We start from the raw sequence: 19,539 nt of genomic DNA on the forward strand, positions 1-19,539 counted from the left end.
CACGCCGCCTGACCCTTGCCTGGTGGGGGTCGGAGGCCGGCGGCTGCCCCACCCTCCCAGGCCCCACCAGCCAGTTGAAGAAAGCGAGAACAAGAGTTCATGACCCGCAGTACCCGGCGGGACCGTTCGGGGGGCCGCCCCCGTCGCACCGTACGTATCGCCGTCCCCGCCCTCCTCCTCACCGTAGTGCTGCTCTTTCCGCAGCTGCTGCCCAATAGACCGGGCAACCTCGGCAGCCTCGCCGAGACCATCGTCCCGTGGTTCGGTGCCGCAGTACCGGTCCTCCTCCTGTGGGCGGCGACGCGCGGCTCACGTCTGGCCATGGCTGCAGCCCTGGTCCCCCTGGTGGCCTGGTGCTACCTCTTCGTACCCGCCCTCGCCGCGGCCCCTCGCGCCGGTCACGCCGACTTCAAGGCCCTGACCTTCAACGTGGGTGGGAACCGCACCACCCCGGAGGCCGTCGCCCGGGAAGTGATCGCCACCGGCGCCGATCTCGTCGCCCTGGAGAAGGTGCCCGTGCCGGCCATGGCCGAATACCAGCGGGCGCTCGCCGGCACCTACCACCACAGCGCCACCCGCAACACCCTCGGCCTGTGGTCGCGCTACCCGCTGCACGCGGTCGAGGTGATGGACCTGGGCGGCCCCTGGCCACACGCGATCCGGGCCGTCGCCGGCACCCCTGGCGGTGACACGGCCGTCTACGCGGTGCGCCTGCCTTCCGTACGGGTCCGCGCGAGCGAGGGATTCACGATCGAGCCGCGCGACGCCGCCGCCGCCGAACTGACCGACCGCATAGCCAAGGACCCGGCCACCCGCGTGATGCTGCTCGGCGACCTCAACGGCAGCATCCGCGACCGAGGCCTCGCCCCCCTCACCCACCACCTCAGCCCCGCACAGGCAGAGGCGGGCCGAGGCTTCGGTTTCACCTGGCCCGCCGCCCTTCCCGTGGTCCGGATCGACCACGTGCTCCTGCGCGGCCTGGAGGCAACCACCACCAGCGTCCTGCCCGATCTGGGCAGCGACCACCGCCCAATCCTCACCGGGCTGAGACACGCAGCATGATTGAGGCGCGACGAAGACCGGGTAGATGGAGCGCTTCACCAGCCGCGTCAGGTGGTCATGGGTGAAGCGGCATACTGTGCGCCGTGACGACGTATGACGGCATTGGTGCGACCTATGGCCATACCCGACGACCGGATCCCCGCATCGCCGCCAAGATCCACACGGCGCTCGGCGATGCTGCGACGGTGATCAACGTGGGCGCGGGCGCCGGCTCCTACGAACCGCCGCAAACGGTGCTGGCGGTAGAACCGAGTTCAGTGATGATCGCCCAGCGTCCGGCCGGATCCGTGCGGGCCCTGCAGGCATCCGCGGAGTCGATCCCTCTCGCCGACGACTCCGCCGACGCGGTCATGGCCCTCCTGACCGTGCACCACTGGACCGACCTGGAAGCCGGTATCGGGGAGCTGCTTCGAATCGCGCGGCGGCGCGTCGTTATCCTCACCTGGGACCAGAACATCCTCCGCAGGTTCTGGCTGGTGGACGAGTACCTGCCGGAGGTGGCGGCGTTCGACGACACGCGGGCTGTCGCGATCGACCGGCTGACTGCACTGCTGGGAGGCGCCCGCGTCGAGACGGTCCCGATCCCGCATGACTGCACCGACGGATTCAGCGCCGCCTTCTGGCGCCGACCCGAGGCCTACCTTGATCCGGAAGTGCGGGCCGGTCTATCCATGCTCGCCCAGACCGGTGAGGACGTACTCCGTCCGGGCTTGGCCCGGCTGTCGGACGACCTGTCTTCCGGTCTGTGGCACGACCGCCATGCCGACCTGCTCAGCCGCGAAGCACTCGACATCGGCTACCGGCTCGTCATCGCTGAGCTGTAGGTAGGAACAGGCGAGCGACGCGATTCCACGCTCAGGCAGGCGCGGGCCTTGACTTAGGTAACTATCAATACCGTCAGAGTGGTTGACGTCGGCCATGCCGCGAGGGCCGGGACGTTCGACGAGGTGTCCCGCGTTCGAGGCGGGCTCCGGCCAGGACGAGCGCGACAGCGCGGCGGGTTGCCATCGCGGCCGGCTGCGGTGGTACGCAGGTGGAGCTCACCCCCGCTCCGTAGGCGGGGTGAAGTCGGGTCCAGGGCGGTCAGAGACCGCCTCTGGCGAACTCCAGTGCGGGCCGCCACCACACGGTGGCCGCCCGCACGGTCGTGTTACCTGGAACAGGTGGAGGCGGTGACCCGCCGCCGGGACTTGCCCGGTCTGCCCGACCCGCCCAACCTGTTCGACCGGCACGTGCCGCCTGAGCCGGACCGGGCCGTGGTGCTGCTCGGTGTCCGCCGTACGGCGCAGTCAGAGATAACCGGGGCCGGTCATCTCTTGCCGGCGATGGCGCTCGGGATCCGGTGCACCGACTCGATGATTCCGGCGCGAGGCTGCTTCTGCCCGGACGCCCCGGGACAAGCGGCGGTCACGGGGGGAACTCCGTGAACTTCACGCTGTGGTACTCGGGCAGCGTGCCGTTGTCGCCGGGGTTGAAGAATCCGAAGATCCCGCCACTGCAGTTGCTCGAGAAGTACACATTGGCTACCCGGTTGGTTTGGTTGGAGACCTGGCCTCCGCCGTTTCCGAGGCGGAAGCAGGCGTCGTCCACGGGGTTGGTCAGGTCGCGCTCAATGTCTCCGGGCTGCTCGTGGTAGAAGAAGTTGCCGGTGGCCGCCTGCGCGGTTCCCGTCGGCATGGTCAGAGCCAGCAGGGCTGCAGCGGCGGGTGCGTACAACGCGGCGGTTCGGTATCGCATGACATGACCTCCAGTGTGCGGTATATCCAGCACAGCAGAAGATGTCGGCAATCATTACCGATAGGTGCACAATTCCTCCGAAGGGTGGGTCGGACCTCCGGCATGTGATGGCGCCCGGTGGGCCGAGATCCAGCCTGTGAGTGGGGCCTGGTCGGGCATGGTGTGCGCATCGACCGCGGCGGTTGCCGGGCGAGCGCGGCTGACGTACGAGGGCCAGGGGCGTTTGTGTGGCGTGCCTGCCGGGCTGCTGCCGTCGGAGTCCGTTGCCCGGGGGCGGCGGTATGAGCGCCGGCGTCGGGGGTTTGCCGGGCGGCCCCGTGTCCCGGCCGGGGAGGGGGCCGGGACGTGGGGTGTCCGGGTGCCGTACGGATCCGGGCGGCAGCCCGTCGTGCTGGCGGGCCTGCCGCAGGACGCCGGGGGGATAGGCGCCATGCGGCGGGGCCCGCTCCGGAAGCGTCCCCACCCGCGGGGTGTTCGCTTCCGACATCCACGCGTCTAACCCGGCTGCGCTCCGGCAAACGCCCTCCTCTCCAGAAGTTCTGAGGAGACGTCAAGGGCTGCCCTGCTCTCTCGCTTCACGCGAACGGTCCATCCATTGCTGTTCGGCGCGCGGGAGTGAACCCGGATGCCGCCCTGGCCGTCCCGCCGCACTCTGGACTCATGGCGGACCAGACAGAGATCGTGATCCACCCCGTGTCGCCGCAAGGCGGACGCAAGGTCACCGTGCACGCGCTCGGCGTGGACGCGGACCTGGGCCGGGCGTTCACGATCGCAGACGTGTCGGAGTTCCTGCGCCGGGCCGGCCTGGAGGATGTGGAGCTGTCCGAGGCCGGGCCGATCCGGTGGGAGGGGGGCGGCCCCGAGGTGTGGACCAGCGACATCTGATCCGCCGGGCGCACAGGCAGCAGGGTGCTCCGCCCTGACATGAAAGCTCGGCTTCCCGGTCTGAGGGCGGCCGCTCTCGAAGCTGCGGCGCTCGGCGGTCCCGTCCCGTCCCAGCGAGCGGCCAACGCAATGAGGCTCATCGGTACCATCCGCCTTGCCTGACCTGGTACGGCCGTCAGCACGGACTCGCCAGCGGATGGCCTCGGTGAACCGATGAAGCCGAGAAGGGCACAACTCGGCGCCCAACCAGGGTCTCCTCCTGATCGGGCGCCGCTTGGCTGTCATTCCGGCCGGGGGCAGCGCCGCAGGCCGAACACTCCGCGGGGGCTGCCGACGCCCGTGGGGGCGTCGTAGCCGCGGACCGTTCTGCACAGGTAGGTGTGCTGGGACAGGCGACGCCGACCACGCCGCGGTCGATGTCCCAGAAGTTCAGGCGGTGGGCGTAGGGGTAGGAGTTGGGCCGGTGGGCCGGGCCGGGCGTGCCGGCCAGGGCGTACATGGCGGCGATCAGCGGCGAGGACACGCTGGTGCCGCCAACCACCACCCAGCCCGTCTGGAGGGCTGGAGTGGGAGTTGTGGTGTAGACGGCGATACCGGTCGCTGGGTCGGCGACCGCGGAAACATCGGCGGAGGTGCGCCGGAGGCAGAGGGGATCGGCCGTATGTGCGGCGGTATTGCGCCAGGTCGGCTTCGGCGGTGGGGTAGTGGTAGGCGACGACGACCGCCACCGTCCGGCCGAAGCCGGCGAAGCGTGGCAGCTGGTAGGCGCTGCGGATGTCGGCGGGACCGAAGCCGGCCGGGAGGGTCCGTGGGGCCAGGCTCCTTACCGCCGGGAGGTCGGTGCGGAGCAGGGCCATACAGGCGGCGCGGCCGGTCTTCGGCGCGCACACCCGCTCGGCTGTCACCGCCTTTTCTGCCCGGCCCGCTGCGGGTGTCGTGACCGGTGACCGCTGGTCTCCGGGGTCCGCTGCCCGCCAATGCCCAGAGCCGGGGACGAAGGCCAGAGTCGCCACCAGCGGCAATGCCCCCAGCAGCAACCGCAGAATGCGCACAGGCCGCATGGCCCTCCTTCGTGATCGGATTCACAGGTGAACCCGACCAGGGCAGACGCGACGCCTATACCCTCCGACGCCTTCGCGGAGCCCGGCAGACTCGCCCATCATCGACAGCGGACCGGCAGCGAACCCGCGAACAGCACCGGGCAGGGCACCCCATGCAGTAGCGTCCTCACCTCGACGGCCCACTCGCGCCGAGGAACGGCTGACGGCGCCGCGGCCTCACGACTCGCGGCGGAGAGCGGCAAGGCCCCGGCTGTACGAGCACGACCTACACGGACGAGGAGCTGCGCGCCAGGTTCACGTCAGGAAGCGGCCGGATCTGTCGCTGCTGGGTGCCGGGACGACGAAGCCTCCGAGCGCCGCCGGAGGCTTCCGAGGCGTCAGACCATAAGCAGGAGCCGTGTGTGCGGTACGAGCTTCCGGTTCACGCTGGTGCTCTGCACGAAGATCGTGAAGTCGTCGTTGTGATCCGGCTTGACGCGCGCTTCCACGCTCGGCAGGCCGAGCAGGGCTCGGGCCTCGGGCCCCGTGTACACCCGGTCGGTCTTCTTCTCCAGTACCGCAATCTGCTTCTGCGCCTGGATCTTCTCCGACTTACTCAGTTGATAGAACGCACAACCGGTACGGTAGGTGTGCCCGCATTCGATGACCCAGTCCCGGATCGCCGCGTCACGAGCCACCGGAATCAGCTGGTACTCCGACGGATTCACCGGGGTGAGACCGGCCGCCTTGACGGTTTCCTTGTTGACCGCGTCCGCACCCGTGGAGAACACCGCTCGCGATCCCCGGATGCCCTGGGCGCGGCCCACCATGAATTTCTCGGTGGCCTGCTGGATGACCTGCCCGGCTTCCTCCAGACCCTGTGTGCTCGTGGCGTCCCAGATGGCGATGTTTTCCTTCGGGAAACCGCACTGCATGGCCTCGCGCTTGCCCATCTGGTCCGGTACGAGGACAGCCAGCGTCCAGTTGTCCTCCTGTGTCTCGATCATCTCGGCCACGGCCTTCACCAGTTCACGCGGATCCCTGGCAGGGGCATCCGAGGATCGATGACTTGCGTTCTCCTGCCCGTCGGTCAGAACGAACGTCAGGAAGCTGTGGTCGCCGTACAGTTGAGCCGTCTGCGCCAACTCCCGCTGTGACTTCAGTGCGGCCGCCAGCAGAGCCGTCATTCCACCGACCCGATACAACTGCTTCAGCGACGGCATCCGCAGCACGTCCTTGTCGTAGATGACGCACTCCACCTTGTCCGCGAAGACGTACACCGTGACGCGGGTTTCCTGGTCCAGTTCCCCCGATCGGCGGGCAAGATATGCGATCTGCTGGTCGGCGACTTCGACGACCTTGCGGCTCAGGTGCGACATGGACGAACTGGCATCCAGCACAAGAGCAACGTGATTGATGTAGTTCTGGCTTCCGGACATGACATCTCCCCCTCGTTCCGACTCGATGTACCTACCGTCTCATCCACCACTGACAATCGATCTTGGTCGCCAGCTGGATGAAGAGCCCACCCCACCAAGGGTGGAGACCAATGGGTCGTGCATGACGCCGAAAGCGGGTGGTCCTCGTCCGTCGGGGGCTGGAGACGGGGTTGGGCACGGCGCCGGCCGTGGGACCGCTGCCTGATCGACCTGGCGCCGGGGCGGGCAGCAGTTCATCACGGTCTACCACGGGCAGCCGGACGTCGCCCTTCACCGCCACCCCAGCGGGGAGGCTCCTGACTCACCCGAGGGCCCCGACGGCAACCCGGTCCGCGGGCCTCGCGCTCCGCTGCCGACACGATCCAGCGAACTGGCTTCGTTCACTTCTCGGAGTAGCGATTGTCCATGTGCTCGGGAGGCAGTGAGAGACGAGTCGGCATGCGGATGTTCAAGAGAAAGGAAGGCACCTGACACTCCCATGCGACGGACGGCCGTCACCCCTGAAGCGGGTGACGGCCGTCCGTCGCATGGGTCGGGGGAGTGTCAGCTGTGCTGTCCGTGTCGCCAGAGGACATGAACAACACGGATCACCGCAAGAAGGCCAGCGACCCAAGCCCCGGCGACCAGTAGGAACTTCTCGACCGAAGGAGGAAGGTCCCAGACAGCGGCCGGCCCGGCGATCGTCGCGAACACGACGGCGCCGAGGAAGCACGCGCTCAGCAGCGCATAACCGATCTCAACAGGGATCTCGTCTCGTTCGGCCTGGCTCCGTCGTCTCGTCGTCATAGCTGAAGAATTGCACTGGGGCCAGCTGGTGGTCCATGAGGTCAGCCGGCCTTGGCCGATTCTTCGGCTCGGGCTCGTGTGCTGGCGAGGCGGCATGAGGCTACATGCGGCATGCGTGACGCCGTAGAGAGGCTGACAGGACAGTGTGAGGTTGGCGGAAACGGTGCCTTCGGCATACAGAGGCCGATGAGCCGGCTGGCCTGACCGCACTCCGCAGGTTCTGCCAGCCGCAGTTACCAATAACGGGGAGCGGCGCGGCCTCCAGGACCTGCAAGGCATGGACGGTGAGCCGAGCTGAGCCGGGGCCTCGGGGGCAACGAGCTGGACGACGGTTTCGGTGACGTGCAACCGGTCGCCGGGCTGGGTCTCGCGCAGCAGCACGTCGACGATGCGCGGGTTCTTGATGGTGCAGGCGTACACGGTCTCCGGAGCGTCAGGCGCGATCCGGTCCGCGTCGGCGGGGGAGTGGCAAGGTGCGTCTGGGGATTCATCAGCTGGCCGCCGCCAGGGACTCGGTGATACGCGGGAGCGGGGTCGGGGGTGCATTGTGCGAGGACCAGGACCTTGCGGCTGCGGCGCTGCTGCTCGGGTGCGTGGGGCCGGGCCCATGGACGAGTCGGCGCTGACGGCGAACCGGTCGCCTGCCGCAGCCCGCAGCCCGCAGCCCGCAGCCCGCAGCCCGCAGCCCGGAGGCCGAGGCGAGGCGGAAGGCGGCCAACGACGAGTGGTTCGGGCGGATTCGGGGGGAGAACGCGAAGCGGAAGGCTGCGGCAAAGAATGAGGCCGGGGACCGGAAAGCGGTCAGTGTTGAGGCGTCCCCGGCGGTGGGCGGCGTCGTTGAGTTACTCGCGGGCCTGAGCGTTCACTGTGGGATGCGACGCGTCAGCGCTGTCCGCGCCCAGGCCCGCGAGCAGGCGCAGCCCGTCCTCGGCGGGGCTGCCGGGGGCAGCGGACAGCACCAGCAGCTCCATGCCTGATTCGTCAGGTAGTGCGAAGTTCTCCTGGTGCAGTTCCAGCATTCCGACCAGCGGGTGCCGGTACGCCTTGCGTCCATGTGTGCGGGCGCGCACGTCCGCCCGGGCCCAGAGGCGGCGGAAGCGCTCGCTGCCCATCGCCAGCTCGCCGATGAGCGAGGCCAGGCGGGGGTCCTCGGGGTACTTGCCGGCGGCCAGGCGCAGGTGCCCGACCACGTCGAGGGTGCATTGCTCCCAGTCCGCGTAAAGGCCGCGCTCGGCCTCCTCAAGGAAGAGGTGCCGGGCGGTGTTCAGGCCCGGCATCGGCCGGCCGTAGAGGAGCCCGGCGAGGCGGTTCCCGGCGAGCACGTCCAGGCGGTAGTCCATGATCAGCGCGGGTGCGTCGGCGACCAGGCCGAGGACGCGCAGCACCTCCGGCCGGACCCGCCCGCCCGGCGCCTTCGCGCGGCGCCGGCGCTGTCGCGCGAGCCGGTAGAGGTGCCCGCGTTCGGTCTCGTCGAGGCCAAGGACGCGGGCGAGCGCGTCGAGGACCTGCTCGGAGGGCTGGGTCGCGCGGCCCTGCTCCAGGCGTACGTAGTAGTCGACGCTGACTCCGGAAAGGTGCGCGACCTCTTCGCGGCGCAGCCCTTCGACCCGGCGGCGGCTGTCGGTGGGGATGCCGACGGTCGCCGGGTCGACCCGGGAACGCCGGGTCCGCAGGAAGCCCGCAAGATCGTCCATGCCCCCAGTATGGCCTCGGTGATGCCCGTGAAGGTGGTCCTGCCGGTACCAGGAAGTCCCGTCCGATGGAAGAGGCGCCCCTGAACGCCGGGCGCCGCAGCGCCCAGGATCGAAGGCATCCGATCCGAAGGAGTTCCCATGAAGACGCTGATCGTCCACGCCCACCCGGAGCCGAAGTCGCTCAACGGCTCGCTGAAGGACCTCGCGGTGTCCACGTTGGAGGCCGCCGGGCACGAGGTACGGGTGAGCGATCTGTACGCGATGAACTGGAAGGCGGTCGTGGACGCCGCGGACTACGGCCCCGACGCCTCAACTCCGCTGAAGGTCGCCCTGGACTCGGGCCGGGCCTCCGATGCCGGGACGCTCACCCCGGACGTCCTCGCCGAGCAGGAGAAGCTGCTGTGGGCCGACACGATCATCTTCCAGTTCCCGCTGTGGTGGTACACGATGCCCGCGATCCTCAAGGGCTGGGTGGACCGGGTGTTCACCTACCACTTCGCGTACGGCGTCGGAGAGCACAGCGGCACCAGGTACGGCGACCGCTTCGGCGAAGGCACCCTTGCGGGCAGGAAGGCTCTGCTGTCGGTGACCGCCGGTGGCCCGGAGTCGCATTACGCCGCTCGCGGGATCAACGGCCCCATCGACGATCTGCTGTTCCCGATCCACCACGGCATCCTCTACTACCCGGGCATCGAGGTGCTGCCGCCGTTCGTGCTGTACGGCACCGACCGGTTGACCGGCGAGGACTACCCGGACGTCGCCAAGGCCTGGGAACAGCGCCTGCTCACCCTGGAGTCGACCGAGCCGATCGCGTTCCGGCGGCAGAACTTCGGTGACTACGAGATCCCCTCGCTGCACCTGAAGGAGGGACTGGAGCCCGCGGGCCGCACGGGTTTCGGGCTGCACGTGCGCGGCTGACCGCCGGTGATGGCACCCCATCGCAGGAGGCCGGAGCCCAGCAGGCTCCGGCTCCTTGGGGCGATGGCACGGGAAGAGCGCCAGCGCCGCGCGAACTGCTGGGTGGGCTGCCCGTGGCCCCGCCCGTTCACTGCTGGCAGCGCCCGAAGGTCACGACGTAGGTTCCGCCCTGGCTCGCGCCGGCCCCGGCCGGGTCCGCCGCACCGGGCTGGGCCCAGGCGCCGATCTCCTTCATCGACGGGTCGAGGACGATCTGGCGGTGGCCCCAAGTGCTTACGTTCACCCACCAGTTGACTGCGGCCTGCGGGGTACCCGAGCCGCCCCAGCCGGTGTACGTGATCTCGGCGACGGCCCATGACGTGGGGTTCGGGCAGTAACCTGCGGCCTTGATCCGGCTTTGCGGTGTCGAACCGGTCTGCGGGTTGCGATGCGAATCCTTGCCCGGTCCCCACCACTTCAGTTGCACGGCGGCGGCGGAGTGCTGCTGCGCCGCAGTTGTCAGGGCCTGGTTCGTGGTGAGGGCAGACAGCCCTCTCTGCGTGCGCTGGGCGTTGATGAGGCATACCACCGCATCTCGCGCGGCGCTGTCGTTGCTGCTGCTCGGGGCTCGGGCAGCGGCCGCAGCGTCGCAGGTGACGGCCGTCGCCGGTGCTGCCGAGACCGGTACCAGTGCGGCCGACAGGAGTCCGGCCACAGCGAGACTGCGTGCGGTTCTGGTGAGCGAAGCGTGCCTGCTCAAGGAGGTCCACCTCCCGCGAACACGAACAGTGGTTTCCAGCGGTCGAGGCGCCACGTCGCGCAAGTGGCGGCACGTGGCATGGCCCGCCGGTACGGCTTCCCCTCCAGGCTGCCACCCGACGCGCCGACTCGCCATCCGGGATCCCGGGGGAGGTCCACCCGGCACGGCCGAGACACGGCGCCCCCCTCAGAGCCGCATGGCGAAGCCGTGTTTCGCGCCCGACGCGGGTTACTCCGTTGCCCATCGGTCGGTCGGATCGAACCATCCCAGATCCGGGTACCAGGCGAGGCAACGGTCCGATGCCTGGGCCCCGATGAGCCAGAGGTGGGTGAACTCCTCCGGGAGCAGAGGCGCCTTCGGGGGAAGACGGCTGTCACGGGCGAGCGCACGATGGGCCGGCCACGGGGTGGTCGTGGTCACACCGATGACGGCGTGGCTCTCGTCCCCACCCGCTTTTCTGAGCTTCTCCCGGTTGCCCCGCATGTGCTTGGTATCTGCATTGACCTCGGCGTCGACCCACGCGTGGAAGGCCTCCCAGTCATCCGTCGCGAGACCACCCGCTCCCCACGGGACGAACCTGACGCGCCCTTCGCCCTCTTGCTGAGCGGGGCGCGAGGCCAGGCCGCGGATGCCCAGAGTTGCGGCCCGCTCCGCCAGGGGGCCGGGGTGTACCGCAAGGTTGTCCGGACTCGGCACGAACTCGTACACGTGGCCCGCGGCTTCGAATTCGGCCAGCAGTGCGGGGACCCATTGCCGGTAGCTCCGGCCGTCCTTCTTGAGCGGGAACTGCCGGTTGACACGTACGGTCCACTCCCGGCCCAGGCCCGGAGCGGACAGCTCGGGTTCACGGCTGAGGGCGCCCGCCACTTCGGCGTGCTTGGCGTCCAAGGCCATCCACACCTCGGCGAAGCCGACGCGCCCGTCTGCGTACTCAAGGGAAACGTCCGGCATCTGCTGTGTGCTGCCGTCGTCTTGGAGACGGACACGCACGCCTGTGAACCGTGCCAGCACCCGACCGACCTGGTATTCGAAGTCGGGCGAGACGTGATCTCGGAAGGCCTTGGCGCGCTGCTGCGCAGTGCGTTGATCGATCGGGTACCCGGGTCGCCACTGGTCGTCCATGTTCTCAGTGTGTCTCCGCAGGGACAGCGCGTGCCGGGATATCCGGATGACGTCGGCATCTGCCGGGCTCTACCCTCGCCAGGCATGACGAGCATCGATCCCCGCATCACGGGCTTCTACAGCGAGTACGACGAGGCGGCACGACTTCACTCCACGGCGACGGGCCGCCTCGAATTCGAGCGCACACGGGAGCTGTTACGACGCTACCTGCCGCCACCGCCGGCCCGTGTACTGGACGTCGGCGGAGGCCCGGGTACGCACGCCCGGTGGCTGGTCGAGGAGGGCTACGAGGTCCACCTCGTGGATCCCGTGCCGAAGCATGTGGAGCAGGCCCGCGAGCGGGCGCCGGGGTGCGTGGCCACGCACGGGGACGCGCGCCGGCTGGACTTCGCCGACCGCAGCTTCGATGCGGTGCTGCTCTTGGGGCCGCTCTACCACCTGGCGGAGCGCGAGGACCGGCTGAAGGCGCTGCGGGAGGCCCGACGGATTGCGGTCAGGGGTGGTGTCGTGGCGGTTGCGGGGATCTCCCGGTACTCCCTGATGCAGGACTACACCGTCAGCGCGGGCCTGTCCCCGGAGCTGCTGGCCGGCGAGGTCTCCCAGGTGGTGCGTACGGGTTCCTACGACGGCAGCAGGGGGTTCACGGTTGTGCACTTCCACACCGCTGCCGAGCTGCTTCAGGAGGCCGGTGAAGCGGGGCTGGGCGGTCTGCACGTGCACGGGATCGAGGGCCCGGGATGGGCGTACGTCGTCGCGGCCGGCCGATGCGCGGGCCAGGAGGAGGCGGGAGCGCTCGTCGCGGATGCGATGGCGACGGCGCGCCTCGCCGACGAGCACGGCGTGTTCCACGATGCATCGGCGCACATCCTTGTCGTTGGCTCGGTCTGAGCTGTCCCGCCTCTTCGCGTCCTGTGGCGAGCAGGGACACGTGGTGGTACGAGGCTCAGGCGGCCGCATGCCAGGCGTTGACCTTGACGGTCCTCACGCGGCCCGCGGCCGACGGGGAAACTCGCGCTGGGCGACCTCCGAGGCCATGCCTGGGGCCGTCCGGGAGGCCTTGACCGGTGTCGGGGCGCGCGGAGACTGGACGTAGTACGTGTGCATCCTTGCCGGCGGTGTACCGGTAGATGGCCATGGGCTCCACACCGAGGTCGGCGGCGAGGCGCCGCCTGGTCGGCCCTGCGAGCCCTTCCCGGTCGACCAGGGCGACGGCCGCGGCGAGCACCAGCGGGCGGCTCAGGCGCCCCCGCCTCGCCGGGGTGTCCCGCTCAACCAGGTCAGCACTTCGATTGCGGGCGGCCAGACGTATGTATGCCGTACGTACTGAAGATCGGGCAGGACGCCTCGTCCCTGAACGGGCATTCCCTCCTGGGATGGGCCCAGTCCCACCCCGCGCTGGCATCCCTGCGCCGCCCGCCGTCCCTGCCGACGGCGTTCGACCCGGCGACGGCGGAGAAGAAGCTCGCCCCGCTCGTGTCGGCGTACGCGGCGGCCACCGGACACGGCGCGCTCCTGGGCTCCAACGCTCCTGCTGTGCCTGGAGTGCCTGGTGTGCCGTCCGACCCGGGGGATGAGGAACTGCTGTCGTCCATGGCGGGATTCGGCACCGCGCTCCACCGGGCCAGGACCGGCAAAACCGACGCGGTGCTGCCGGCCGGTCAGGCGATCGAGGTGATCGGGGACAAGCAGGCCGAGGCGAACTTCGTCACCCCGGGAGACCTGCTGCGCACCATCTCGCTGACGCAGACCCACCGGCAACCTGGACTGCTTCGCCCGTTCTAAGCTTCGGCGCATGAAGATCACTGTGGGGTCGGCTGACGGGTGCGGCGGTGGTCCACCGCCGTCCAGGGACCGGATCGGCCGGCGTCAGCGGCTCGATCCGGTCCCACATCGCATCAGTGATCACCGACCGGACAGGCGCATCCGATCAACTGACCAACCATCAAGGACATGCGCGCTAGCGGCGTGTGTCCACCACGGCGAGGAGCTTGCCGCTGGTCGGGCTGCGGTCCAGCGACGCGCCGTCGACCGCCTCGACCGCCAGGTCCAGCAGCCGCTCCGTCACCGCCGAGCGGAGCTCCGGATAGCCGGCCAGGAAGACCTCCCGCAGCCGCTCCGGGTCCGTCGCCCCGGAGCGCTCAACCCGTACGGTCAGCCGCTCGCGCGCCTCCGTACCGTCGAGCCGGATCTGCAGCTCGCCGCGATGGCCGCCCCGTTGCTCGGCCAGGTCCAGGAAGCGGCGGTGATTGAGGAAGTACGTCGCCACCCGCATCACGTCACCGGTGCGCCCCCTCAGCTCGAAGCGGGGCGCGTGCCGGCCGCAGGCGCAGCGGCCCGCGATTTCCCGGCCGAGGTCGCCTATCACGTACCGGCCCAGGTGCTGGCCGCGCCGGGCGTGCGTGGTGAAGACCAGCCGGCCCGTCTCGCCCGGGGCCACCGGCCGGTCCTCGGTCAGGTCCAGGATCTCCATCGTGTGGAGGTCGGCGTGCAGGTGGTGGACGCCGCCGGAGCTCTCGGTGCACTGGTAGCCCAGCGGGCCGAGGTCGGTGCTGCCGTAGGTGATCGAGCGGACGACCTCGATTCCGAACTCGGCCTTCAGCGTGCGCTGTTGCTCCTCCGTGAAGTGCTCGCCACCGTAGAAGATCTTGCGCAGGCCTCCGTACGCGCGCAGTGAGTCCGCCTCCGCGTGGAGCAGTTGCCACAGGTAGGAGGGCATTCCGAAGAGGGTGTCGGCCCCGTGGTCGATGACGGCCTGGGCCGTCGCCCGGTGGTCGGGCCCCGCGGACAGCGGCAGTTGCACACCGCCGAGCCGTTCCAGCACGGAGAAGAAGCTGATGAAGCTGCCGTACATGCCGCCGCAGTAGAAGAGGTTGGCGGTGCGGTCCCCGACCGGGTCGTAGCCGGCGGCGAGCAGGCCGCGGGCGGCGGCGTGCATCTGCGTGTCGTAGTCGTCGTAACTGAAGATCGACAGCGCCGGTGCGCCGGTGCTGCCGCCACTGCGGAAGTACAGCTCGGCATCGGCCCGCGTGATCTGCCGGCCCTGCTCCTGCACGTCCTCCTTGCCCAGCAGCGGGCCTGCGGGCCGCGGCAGGACGACGGGCCGGGCCAGGTCGTCCAGGCAGGCGGTGGTGGCGAAGCGGGCCGCGTCTGCCTGGACGGCGACGCGGCGGCTGTAGCGCTGCAGGGCGTAGACGCCGTCGTGCGGCTCGCCCGCGTAGCTGTCCAGCATGGCGCCGACCGGCGTGACGCGGGTGACACCCGCGGCCAGGACGGTACGGGAGAGCTCGGCGATGTCGGTCCGGCTGCCCGCCAGGCCCGCCGTCTGCAGATAGCGGCGCATCGGACGCAGGGTGGCGATCAGCCGCTTGCGGGGCAGCGGCTTGACCCACACGCTGCGGTGCAGCGGCGAGGCGGTGAGCGGGGACCGGGTGTCGGCCATGACCCGCCACGATCCGTCGGCAGCGGCGAACACCCGGGTCAGACCGAGGTGTTCCTCCAGCCGCGCCACCAGCTCGGTGGTGGTCAGCTCTGCCTCCTCGGCGGGGTCCGGCTCGCCCGCCGAAGGGGCGGTCACGGCCGGCGGCCGGGCCGCGAGGACCGCGGCGAACCGCTCGGCGAAGGCGAACACCTCGCCCTCGTCCTCGGTGTCCAGGTAGACCACCTGGGGGCTGGAACACGCCTGCTGCTCGTGCAGGCACACGTCGTCCGCGAGGGCTTCGAGCGTCCCGGTCTGCGACCAGGCGTCGCCCGTCAGGTACGCGAAGGAGATCCGGTGCCCCCACTCCACCAGCCGGCATCCGGCCGGCACATGGGCTGCCACCCCTTCGACGGCGCCTTCCCCGCCCCATACGGCGACGGCGTCCGCAGGCGCGCACATCAGGCGCAGCCACTCCTGCCGGGAGGACGGGAAGCACAGGACGACGACCCGCGCGGCCAGTGCACCGCTGGGGTCCAGGGCCGCGAGCTCGGCCATCAGGTGCTGGGTCAGGAGGGTGTCGGCGCTGCTGGTCTTGAGGATGTTGACGTTTCCGGCGAGCAGGCCCTCGACGATGCTCAGCGGCGCGACCGTCGCGGCGTTGCCCGGGGCGATGTGGGCGACCAGGCCGACGGGCGCCCACGCCTCGTAGACCGTCTCGCGCGGATCGGCCCGGTTCAGCCGGCCGGGTGTCGCGCCGCCGAGTTCCCGGCTCAGCTTGCGGGTCAGCTTCCGCCGGCCGAGGAGGCCGCCGAGCTCGACCAGTACGGCCGGGTCCTCCCCGTCGGGCAGGTGCGTGGCGAGCCGGGCGTGCACCGGGTGGGCCGGGTCGCGCAGGGCGGTGGCGAGGGCGTCGCAGGCGGCCAGGACGGTCTCGGTCTCCAGCACGGTGGCCAGCGCGGCCTCGACTGCGGCCGGCAGGTCGGCGAGGCGGCGCCCGGCCTCCTCGTCGTCGATGAAGGCGCCCTGCCAGTAGTGGTGCTTCTCGGTCTCGGTCACGCCATGCCCTTCATCAGTTCGGCTGCGGCCACCGCGCAGCTGCGGTTGCGGCTCACCCCGGCACGGCCGTGGACGGTGAACCAGGGGGTCTCCAGCTCGCACCCGCAGGCGTCGCCCGGCTGGAGGGAAGCGAGGTCGCCCATGACCACGCTCTGCGCCGGTACGGAGGTGATGTACGGCGACACGAGGTGCAGGTAGCCCCGCTCTCCGTACGGCAGGGGTTCGAGCGTGCGCGTGGAGCGGATCGTCACCCGGGACCAGACGGGCGCGTGCAGCCGGTGGTGGTCGCACTCGATGTACGGAATGCAGTGCTCGACCGACCCGAAGGTGTCCCGGATCCGCTCACCCGGTATGCCGAGCTGCTCGGTGACGCGGGCGTACAGCTCCTCCTTGCCGATGCGCCGGTCGGCGTGCCCCTTCCAGCCGCCGCCGAGGACGACGAGGGAGCCCTCGGGCAGGCGCAGCGGAGGCAGTCCCATGGCCCGCATCCGCTCCAGGGTGAAGAAGAGGAAGGCCGGGAAGCCGAGGATGCGGACCGGGGCGTCCTCGCGTTCGAAGCGGCGCAGCGCGGCGATGCATCCGAAGGGGTCGAACTCGTGGTCGCCGCCGGTGTTGCGCAGCGCGTATTCGACGCTGCGCGCCGGGGCGAAGTCGCACAGGTAGTTGTCGGTGAAGGCGGTCCCCAGGTTCAGGGAGGGGGCCGGCTCGTAGCTGTACAGGAGGTAGTTGACCTCCTGGTCGGGGGTGATCCAGCCGTTGCGCTCGAAGATCCGGCCGACCATGCGCTGGGCGGAGCGGATGGTCCAGTGGTCGAAGAACATCTGCGACTTCTGGCCGGTGGTGCCGGAGGAGGTCAGGTGCAGCTCGACGTCCTCGCGCGGGACGGAGAGCACCTCGTGCCGCTTGAAGAAGTTCGCGTGGACGAGCGGCGCGCGGTACGGCTCCGCCGGGGCAGTGGCCTCGTAGAGGGAGCGGAAGAACGGGGAGCGCTCGGTGTGCCAGGCGTTGGTCTCGGCCATGGCGGCGGCGAACAGTTCGTCCTGCGCGGGCCCGAAGGCGTACGGGTCGGTCAGGTCGCACAGCTGTTGTACGTGCGGCAGGAGGGCCGGGTCGGGTACGACGACCGGCGCGAGATGGGGGTTCATGAGGCAACCTCGGATGATGTGGGCAGGTGCGTCGACGCCCAGGCCGACACGTAGCAGTCCAGATAGGGCTGGAGGGGCGGTTCGACGGCGACGCCGCGGAAGTCGATCCGCTCGCTGGAACGGGACAGGACGGCGTAGTCGTGGAAGCCGTCGCCGTCCGCGCGCATCGCCGGGTAGATGGCCCCGGCGACGAACCCCTGGGACAGGAAGGCCGAGAGGGCCTCCAGGTGCGCGAGCGGCACCAGGGCCTCGACGTAGCCGGCGCCCGCGCGGGCCAGGGCCCGGGTGACGGGTTCGAGGTAGGCGGCCGCGGCGGCCGGATCGGGGTGGGCGGTCAGCAGGGAGCAGTACCCTCCGGCGCGGTTGAGGTAGGCGTAGACCTCGAACCGGCCGTCTTCGGGGGTGAGCAGCACGTTCGGGGTGTGCAGCGGGTAGAACCAGCCCTCGGCGCCGGGGAACTGCTCGCGGAACCGGCGGCGGACGAAGGCCGGTGCCTCGATCATCTCCAGCCGCTCGACGGCCTCGTGCGGCGCGGGCGCCGGCAACGGGCCGGCGGCTCGGACCCCGGGGTAGCCGATGCCGAGCGCGGCCTCGGCGGTACGCAGCAACGGCAGTAGCGGGGCGGGGACTTCGGTGACGGGGATCCGGCGATCGAGCACGCCGGCGGAGTGACGCGCGTAGAGTGCGAGGCTTTCGCGGCTGCGGAGATCCACGGCGTTGGGCAGGATGCCCAGGGGGCGGAAGCCGTTGCGCGCGACGACCCGCTGGGGGCCGGAGCTGACGGTGCGTACGGTCGCGTACACCGAGTCCAGCCGCCCCGTGTCCAGCATCGCGGCGCACAGCGCCTCGGTGAGGGCGGCGGCCAGGCCCGCCGAGCGGTGCCCGGGGTGTACGGCGATGCCCTCCAGACGGCCGATGCGGCTGCCGGCCTCACCGTGGATGGCGGCGGACGCGGTCAGCGCCCCCGTGTCGGCGCAGCGGCCGACGAGCCAGAGGGAGTACGGGTCCTCGATGAGCCGGGCCATCTCGGCCGGGTCGGTGCCGAGGGCCACGGGGTAGTGCGGCCCGTAGACGGCGTAGTAGAGCTGGCGCAGTTCGGCGATGTCCGCGCAGACGGCTGGCGTGATGACGGGCTTCACTGCGGGCCTCCGACAGGTTCCGTGCCCCGGCCCGCATCGGCGTCTCGGTCAGCTGCGGGCGGCGCGGGTGTACGGGACCCGAGCAGGGCGAGCGCGCAGGCGGCGGGGATGAGGCCGACGCCCTGCACCAGGCACAGCGTCTGGGGCGAGAGGAAGTCGCCGGCGGAGCCGAACACCAGGGACGCCACCGGCAGGGAGGCGCCCAATACGGCCTGCATCACGGCGAAGAAGCCGGGCTTGTCCGCCGTCGGCACCAGCCGCTGGAAGAGGGCCACGAAGCGGACGCTGACGGCCCCGGCACACCAGCCGGCCACGGCCAGGCAGCCCGCGACGACCAGGCGGTCCGCGACCAGCCCGGGCAGCGCCAGGGCGAAGGCCATCAGGCCCAGGCAGTAGGCGCCGGCGACCGTGGGACGCCCCGGCACGCGGGCGCCCGTGAAGGCGCCGACGAGCGCGCCGGCGCCCAGGGATGCCTCCAGCAGTGCCACGGTGCCGCCGCCGCCCAGGAGGACCGAGCGGGTGTAGAGGGGGATGACGACGAACACGGCGGTGGTGAAGAGGTTCGCCGCGGTGAAGCAGACCAGGATCCGCCGTACGTAGGGCAGTTCCCCGAGGATGCGGCGGAGCGTACGCCGCTGAGGCGCGGCCGCCGCCGGATTGGACGCGTCGGCTGCATCGGCTGCGTCGGTCGCGTCGGTCGCGGCCGTCGCGGCGGTGCGGAAGCGGACGCTCGCGACGAGGAGGGCGGCGCCGAAGTAGGCGGCCGCGCAACCGACGGCCAGCCCGGCCACGCCCGCCCGGTCGACGATCAGGGCGCCGAGCAGGGCTCCGCCGAGGCCGGCCAGGGACTGGGTGGACAGCTCGAAGCCGGTGGCCGTCTCGATGTCGGCGTCGTCGACGAGTTCGGGCACGGAAGTGGTCAGGCAGGGGTCGAAGAACGCCTGGCAGGTGGCCAGGGCGAGAGCAGCGGCGTACACGGCGGTGAGCGGCAGGTTGTCGCCGTGCGCCCACAGGGCGAGGGCGCCCGAGGCGGCGCCGGCCACGCCGGCGGCGGTGCGCAGGACCGAACGGTGGGCGAACCGGGCGACGGCCTGGGCCACGACGGGCGCCAGCACTACGGCGGGCAGCGTGCAGGCCGCCATGAACAGCCCGGAGGCCAGACCACGGGCGTCGCGGACGGCGTAGGCGACGATCCACCAGGACACGCCGACCTGGAACATGCGTACGGCGGCCTGGGTGAGGACTTGGCCGAGCCAGACGGCGCCGAAGGTGCGGTTGCGCAGGACCAGCGGAGCGCGCCGGCCGCCGACGCCGGCTGCTGCGCCGCCTTCGGTATCGCTTACGGCCACGGATGAGGCG

General features: G+C 70.6%; 16 protein-coding genes. 6 read left to right on the forward strand and 10 right to left on the reverse strand.

The window, feature by feature from the left end:
• Positions 1-99: 99 nt before the first annotated feature.
• On the forward strand, positions 100-1,062 hold the full coding sequence (locus ACZ45T_RS30925; RefSeq protein ID WP_468447098.1) for an endonuclease/exonuclease/phosphatase family protein: 963 nt from the start codon (positions 100-102) through the stop codon (positions 1,060-1,062).
• Between the two features lie 83 nt (positions 1,063-1,145).
• The gene (locus ACZ45T_RS30930; RefSeq protein WP_468447100.1) at positions 1,146-1,886 is read left to right on the forward strand and encodes a class I SAM-dependent methyltransferase; all 741 of its coding nucleotides are present in this window, start codon (positions 1,146-1,148) and stop codon (positions 1,884-1,886) included.
• Positions 1,887-2,469: 583 nt separating this feature from the next.
• Here the strand turns inward: ACZ45T_RS30930 and ACZ45T_RS30935 are convergent.
• Positions 2,470-2,799 carry a hypothetical protein gene (locus ACZ45T_RS30935; RefSeq protein WP_468447102.1) on the reverse strand — a complete coding sequence of 110 codons (330 nt, stop codon included), beginning with the start codon at positions 2,797-2,799 and terminating at the stop codon, positions 2,470-2,472.
• A gap of 660 nt (positions 2,800-3,459) precedes the next feature.
• Here ACZ45T_RS30935 and ACZ45T_RS30940 point away from each other — a divergent pair.
• Positions 3,460-3,684 carry a hypothetical protein gene (locus tag ACZ45T_RS30940; protein WP_468447104.1) on the forward strand — a complete coding sequence of 75 codons (225 nt, stop codon included), beginning with the start codon at positions 3,460-3,462 and terminating at the stop codon, positions 3,682-3,684.
• Positions 3,685-5,122: 1,438 nt separating this feature from the next.
• Here ACZ45T_RS30940 and ACZ45T_RS30945 read toward each other — a convergent pair.
• The 3 genes from ACZ45T_RS30945 to ACZ45T_RS30955 all read right to left on the reverse strand — a co-directional run bounded on the left by ACZ45T_RS30945 (position 5,123) and on the right by ACZ45T_RS30955 (position 8,643).
• Positions 5,123-6,163, reverse strand: a complete 1,041-nt coding sequence (locus ACZ45T_RS30945; RefSeq protein ID WP_468447106.1) for a vWA domain-containing protein — start codon at positions 6,161-6,163, stop codon at positions 5,123-5,125.
• A 543-nt stretch (positions 6,164-6,706) separates the two neighbouring features.
• Positions 6,707-6,949, reverse strand: coding sequence for a DUF6332 family protein (locus ACZ45T_RS30950; RefSeq protein WP_468447108.1), 243 nt, complete (start codon positions 6,947-6,949; stop codon positions 6,707-6,709).
• Positions 6,950-7,791: 842 nt separating this feature from the next.
• Positions 7,792-8,643, reverse strand: coding sequence for a helix-turn-helix transcriptional regulator (locus tag ACZ45T_RS30955; protein WP_468447110.1), 852 nt, complete (start codon positions 8,641-8,643; stop codon positions 7,792-7,794).
• Between the two features lie 138 nt (positions 8,644-8,781).
• On the opposite strand from ACZ45T_RS30955, the gene ACZ45T_RS30960 reads away from it, so the two are divergent.
• On the forward strand, positions 8,782-9,561 hold the full coding sequence (locus tag ACZ45T_RS30960; protein ID WP_468447112.1) for an NAD(P)H-dependent oxidoreductase: 780 nt from the start codon (positions 8,782-8,784) through the stop codon (positions 9,559-9,561).
• 127 nt (positions 9,562-9,688) lie between these two features.
• Here ACZ45T_RS30960 and ACZ45T_RS30965 read toward each other — a convergent pair whose 3' ends face one another.
• Complete coding sequence (locus ACZ45T_RS30965; protein WP_468447114.1) at positions 9,689-10,255, reverse strand: CAP domain-containing protein; 567 nt, start codon at positions 10,253-10,255, stop codon at positions 9,689-9,691.
• Positions 10,256-10,528: 273 nt separating this feature from the next.
• Positions 10,529-11,422, reverse strand: coding sequence for a hypothetical protein (locus ACZ45T_RS30970; protein WP_468447116.1), 894 nt, complete (start codon positions 11,420-11,422; stop codon positions 10,529-10,531).
• A gap of 84 nt (positions 11,423-11,506) precedes the next feature.
• Between ACZ45T_RS30970 and ACZ45T_RS30975 the strand changes: the two genes are divergently transcribed.
• A complete protein-coding gene (locus tag ACZ45T_RS30975; protein WP_468447118.1) occupies positions 11,507-12,310 on the forward strand; it encodes a class I SAM-dependent methyltransferase in 804 nt (267 codons plus the stop codon).
• Positions 12,311-12,733: 423 nt separating this feature from the next.
• Positions 12,734-13,204, forward strand: a complete 471-nt coding sequence (locus tag ACZ45T_RS30980; protein ID WP_468447120.1) for a hypothetical protein — start codon at positions 12,734-12,736, stop codon at positions 13,202-13,204.
• Between the two features lie 175 nt (positions 13,205-13,379).
• Here the strand turns inward: ACZ45T_RS30980 and ACZ45T_RS30985 are convergent, their stop codons facing one another.
• Genes ACZ45T_RS30985 through ACZ45T_RS31000 form a run of 4 tightly spaced genes read right to left on the reverse strand, consistent with a single transcriptional unit; the run spans position 13,380 to position 19,529 of the window.
• On the reverse strand, positions 13,380-15,896 hold the full coding sequence (locus ACZ45T_RS30985; protein WP_468447122.1) for an acyl-CoA reductase: 2,517 nt from the start codon (positions 15,894-15,896) through the stop codon (positions 13,380-13,382).
• A complete protein-coding gene (locus ACZ45T_RS30990; protein ID WP_468447124.1) occupies positions 15,893-17,041 on the reverse strand; it encodes a LuxE/PaaK family acyltransferase in 1,149 nt (382 codons plus the stop codon). The genes ACZ45T_RS30985 and ACZ45T_RS30990 overlap by 4 nt, the downstream gene beginning before the upstream one ends.
• Positions 17,038-18,180, reverse strand: coding sequence for a GNAT family N-acetyltransferase (locus ACZ45T_RS30995; RefSeq protein WP_468447126.1), 1,143 nt, complete (start codon positions 18,178-18,180; stop codon positions 17,038-17,040). Before ACZ45T_RS30995 ends, ACZ45T_RS30990 begins: the two co-directional genes overlap by 4 nt.
• The gene (locus ACZ45T_RS31000; RefSeq protein WP_468447128.1) at positions 18,177-19,529 is read right to left on the reverse strand and encodes an MFS transporter; all 1,353 of its coding nucleotides are present in this window, start codon (positions 19,527-19,529) and stop codon (positions 18,177-18,179) included. Before ACZ45T_RS31000 ends, ACZ45T_RS30995 begins: the two co-directional genes overlap by 4 nt.
• Positions 19,530-19,539 lie beyond the last annotated feature (10 nt).

The sequence above is a fragment of the Streptomyces sp. NPDC030995 genome, assembly GCF_055571215.1.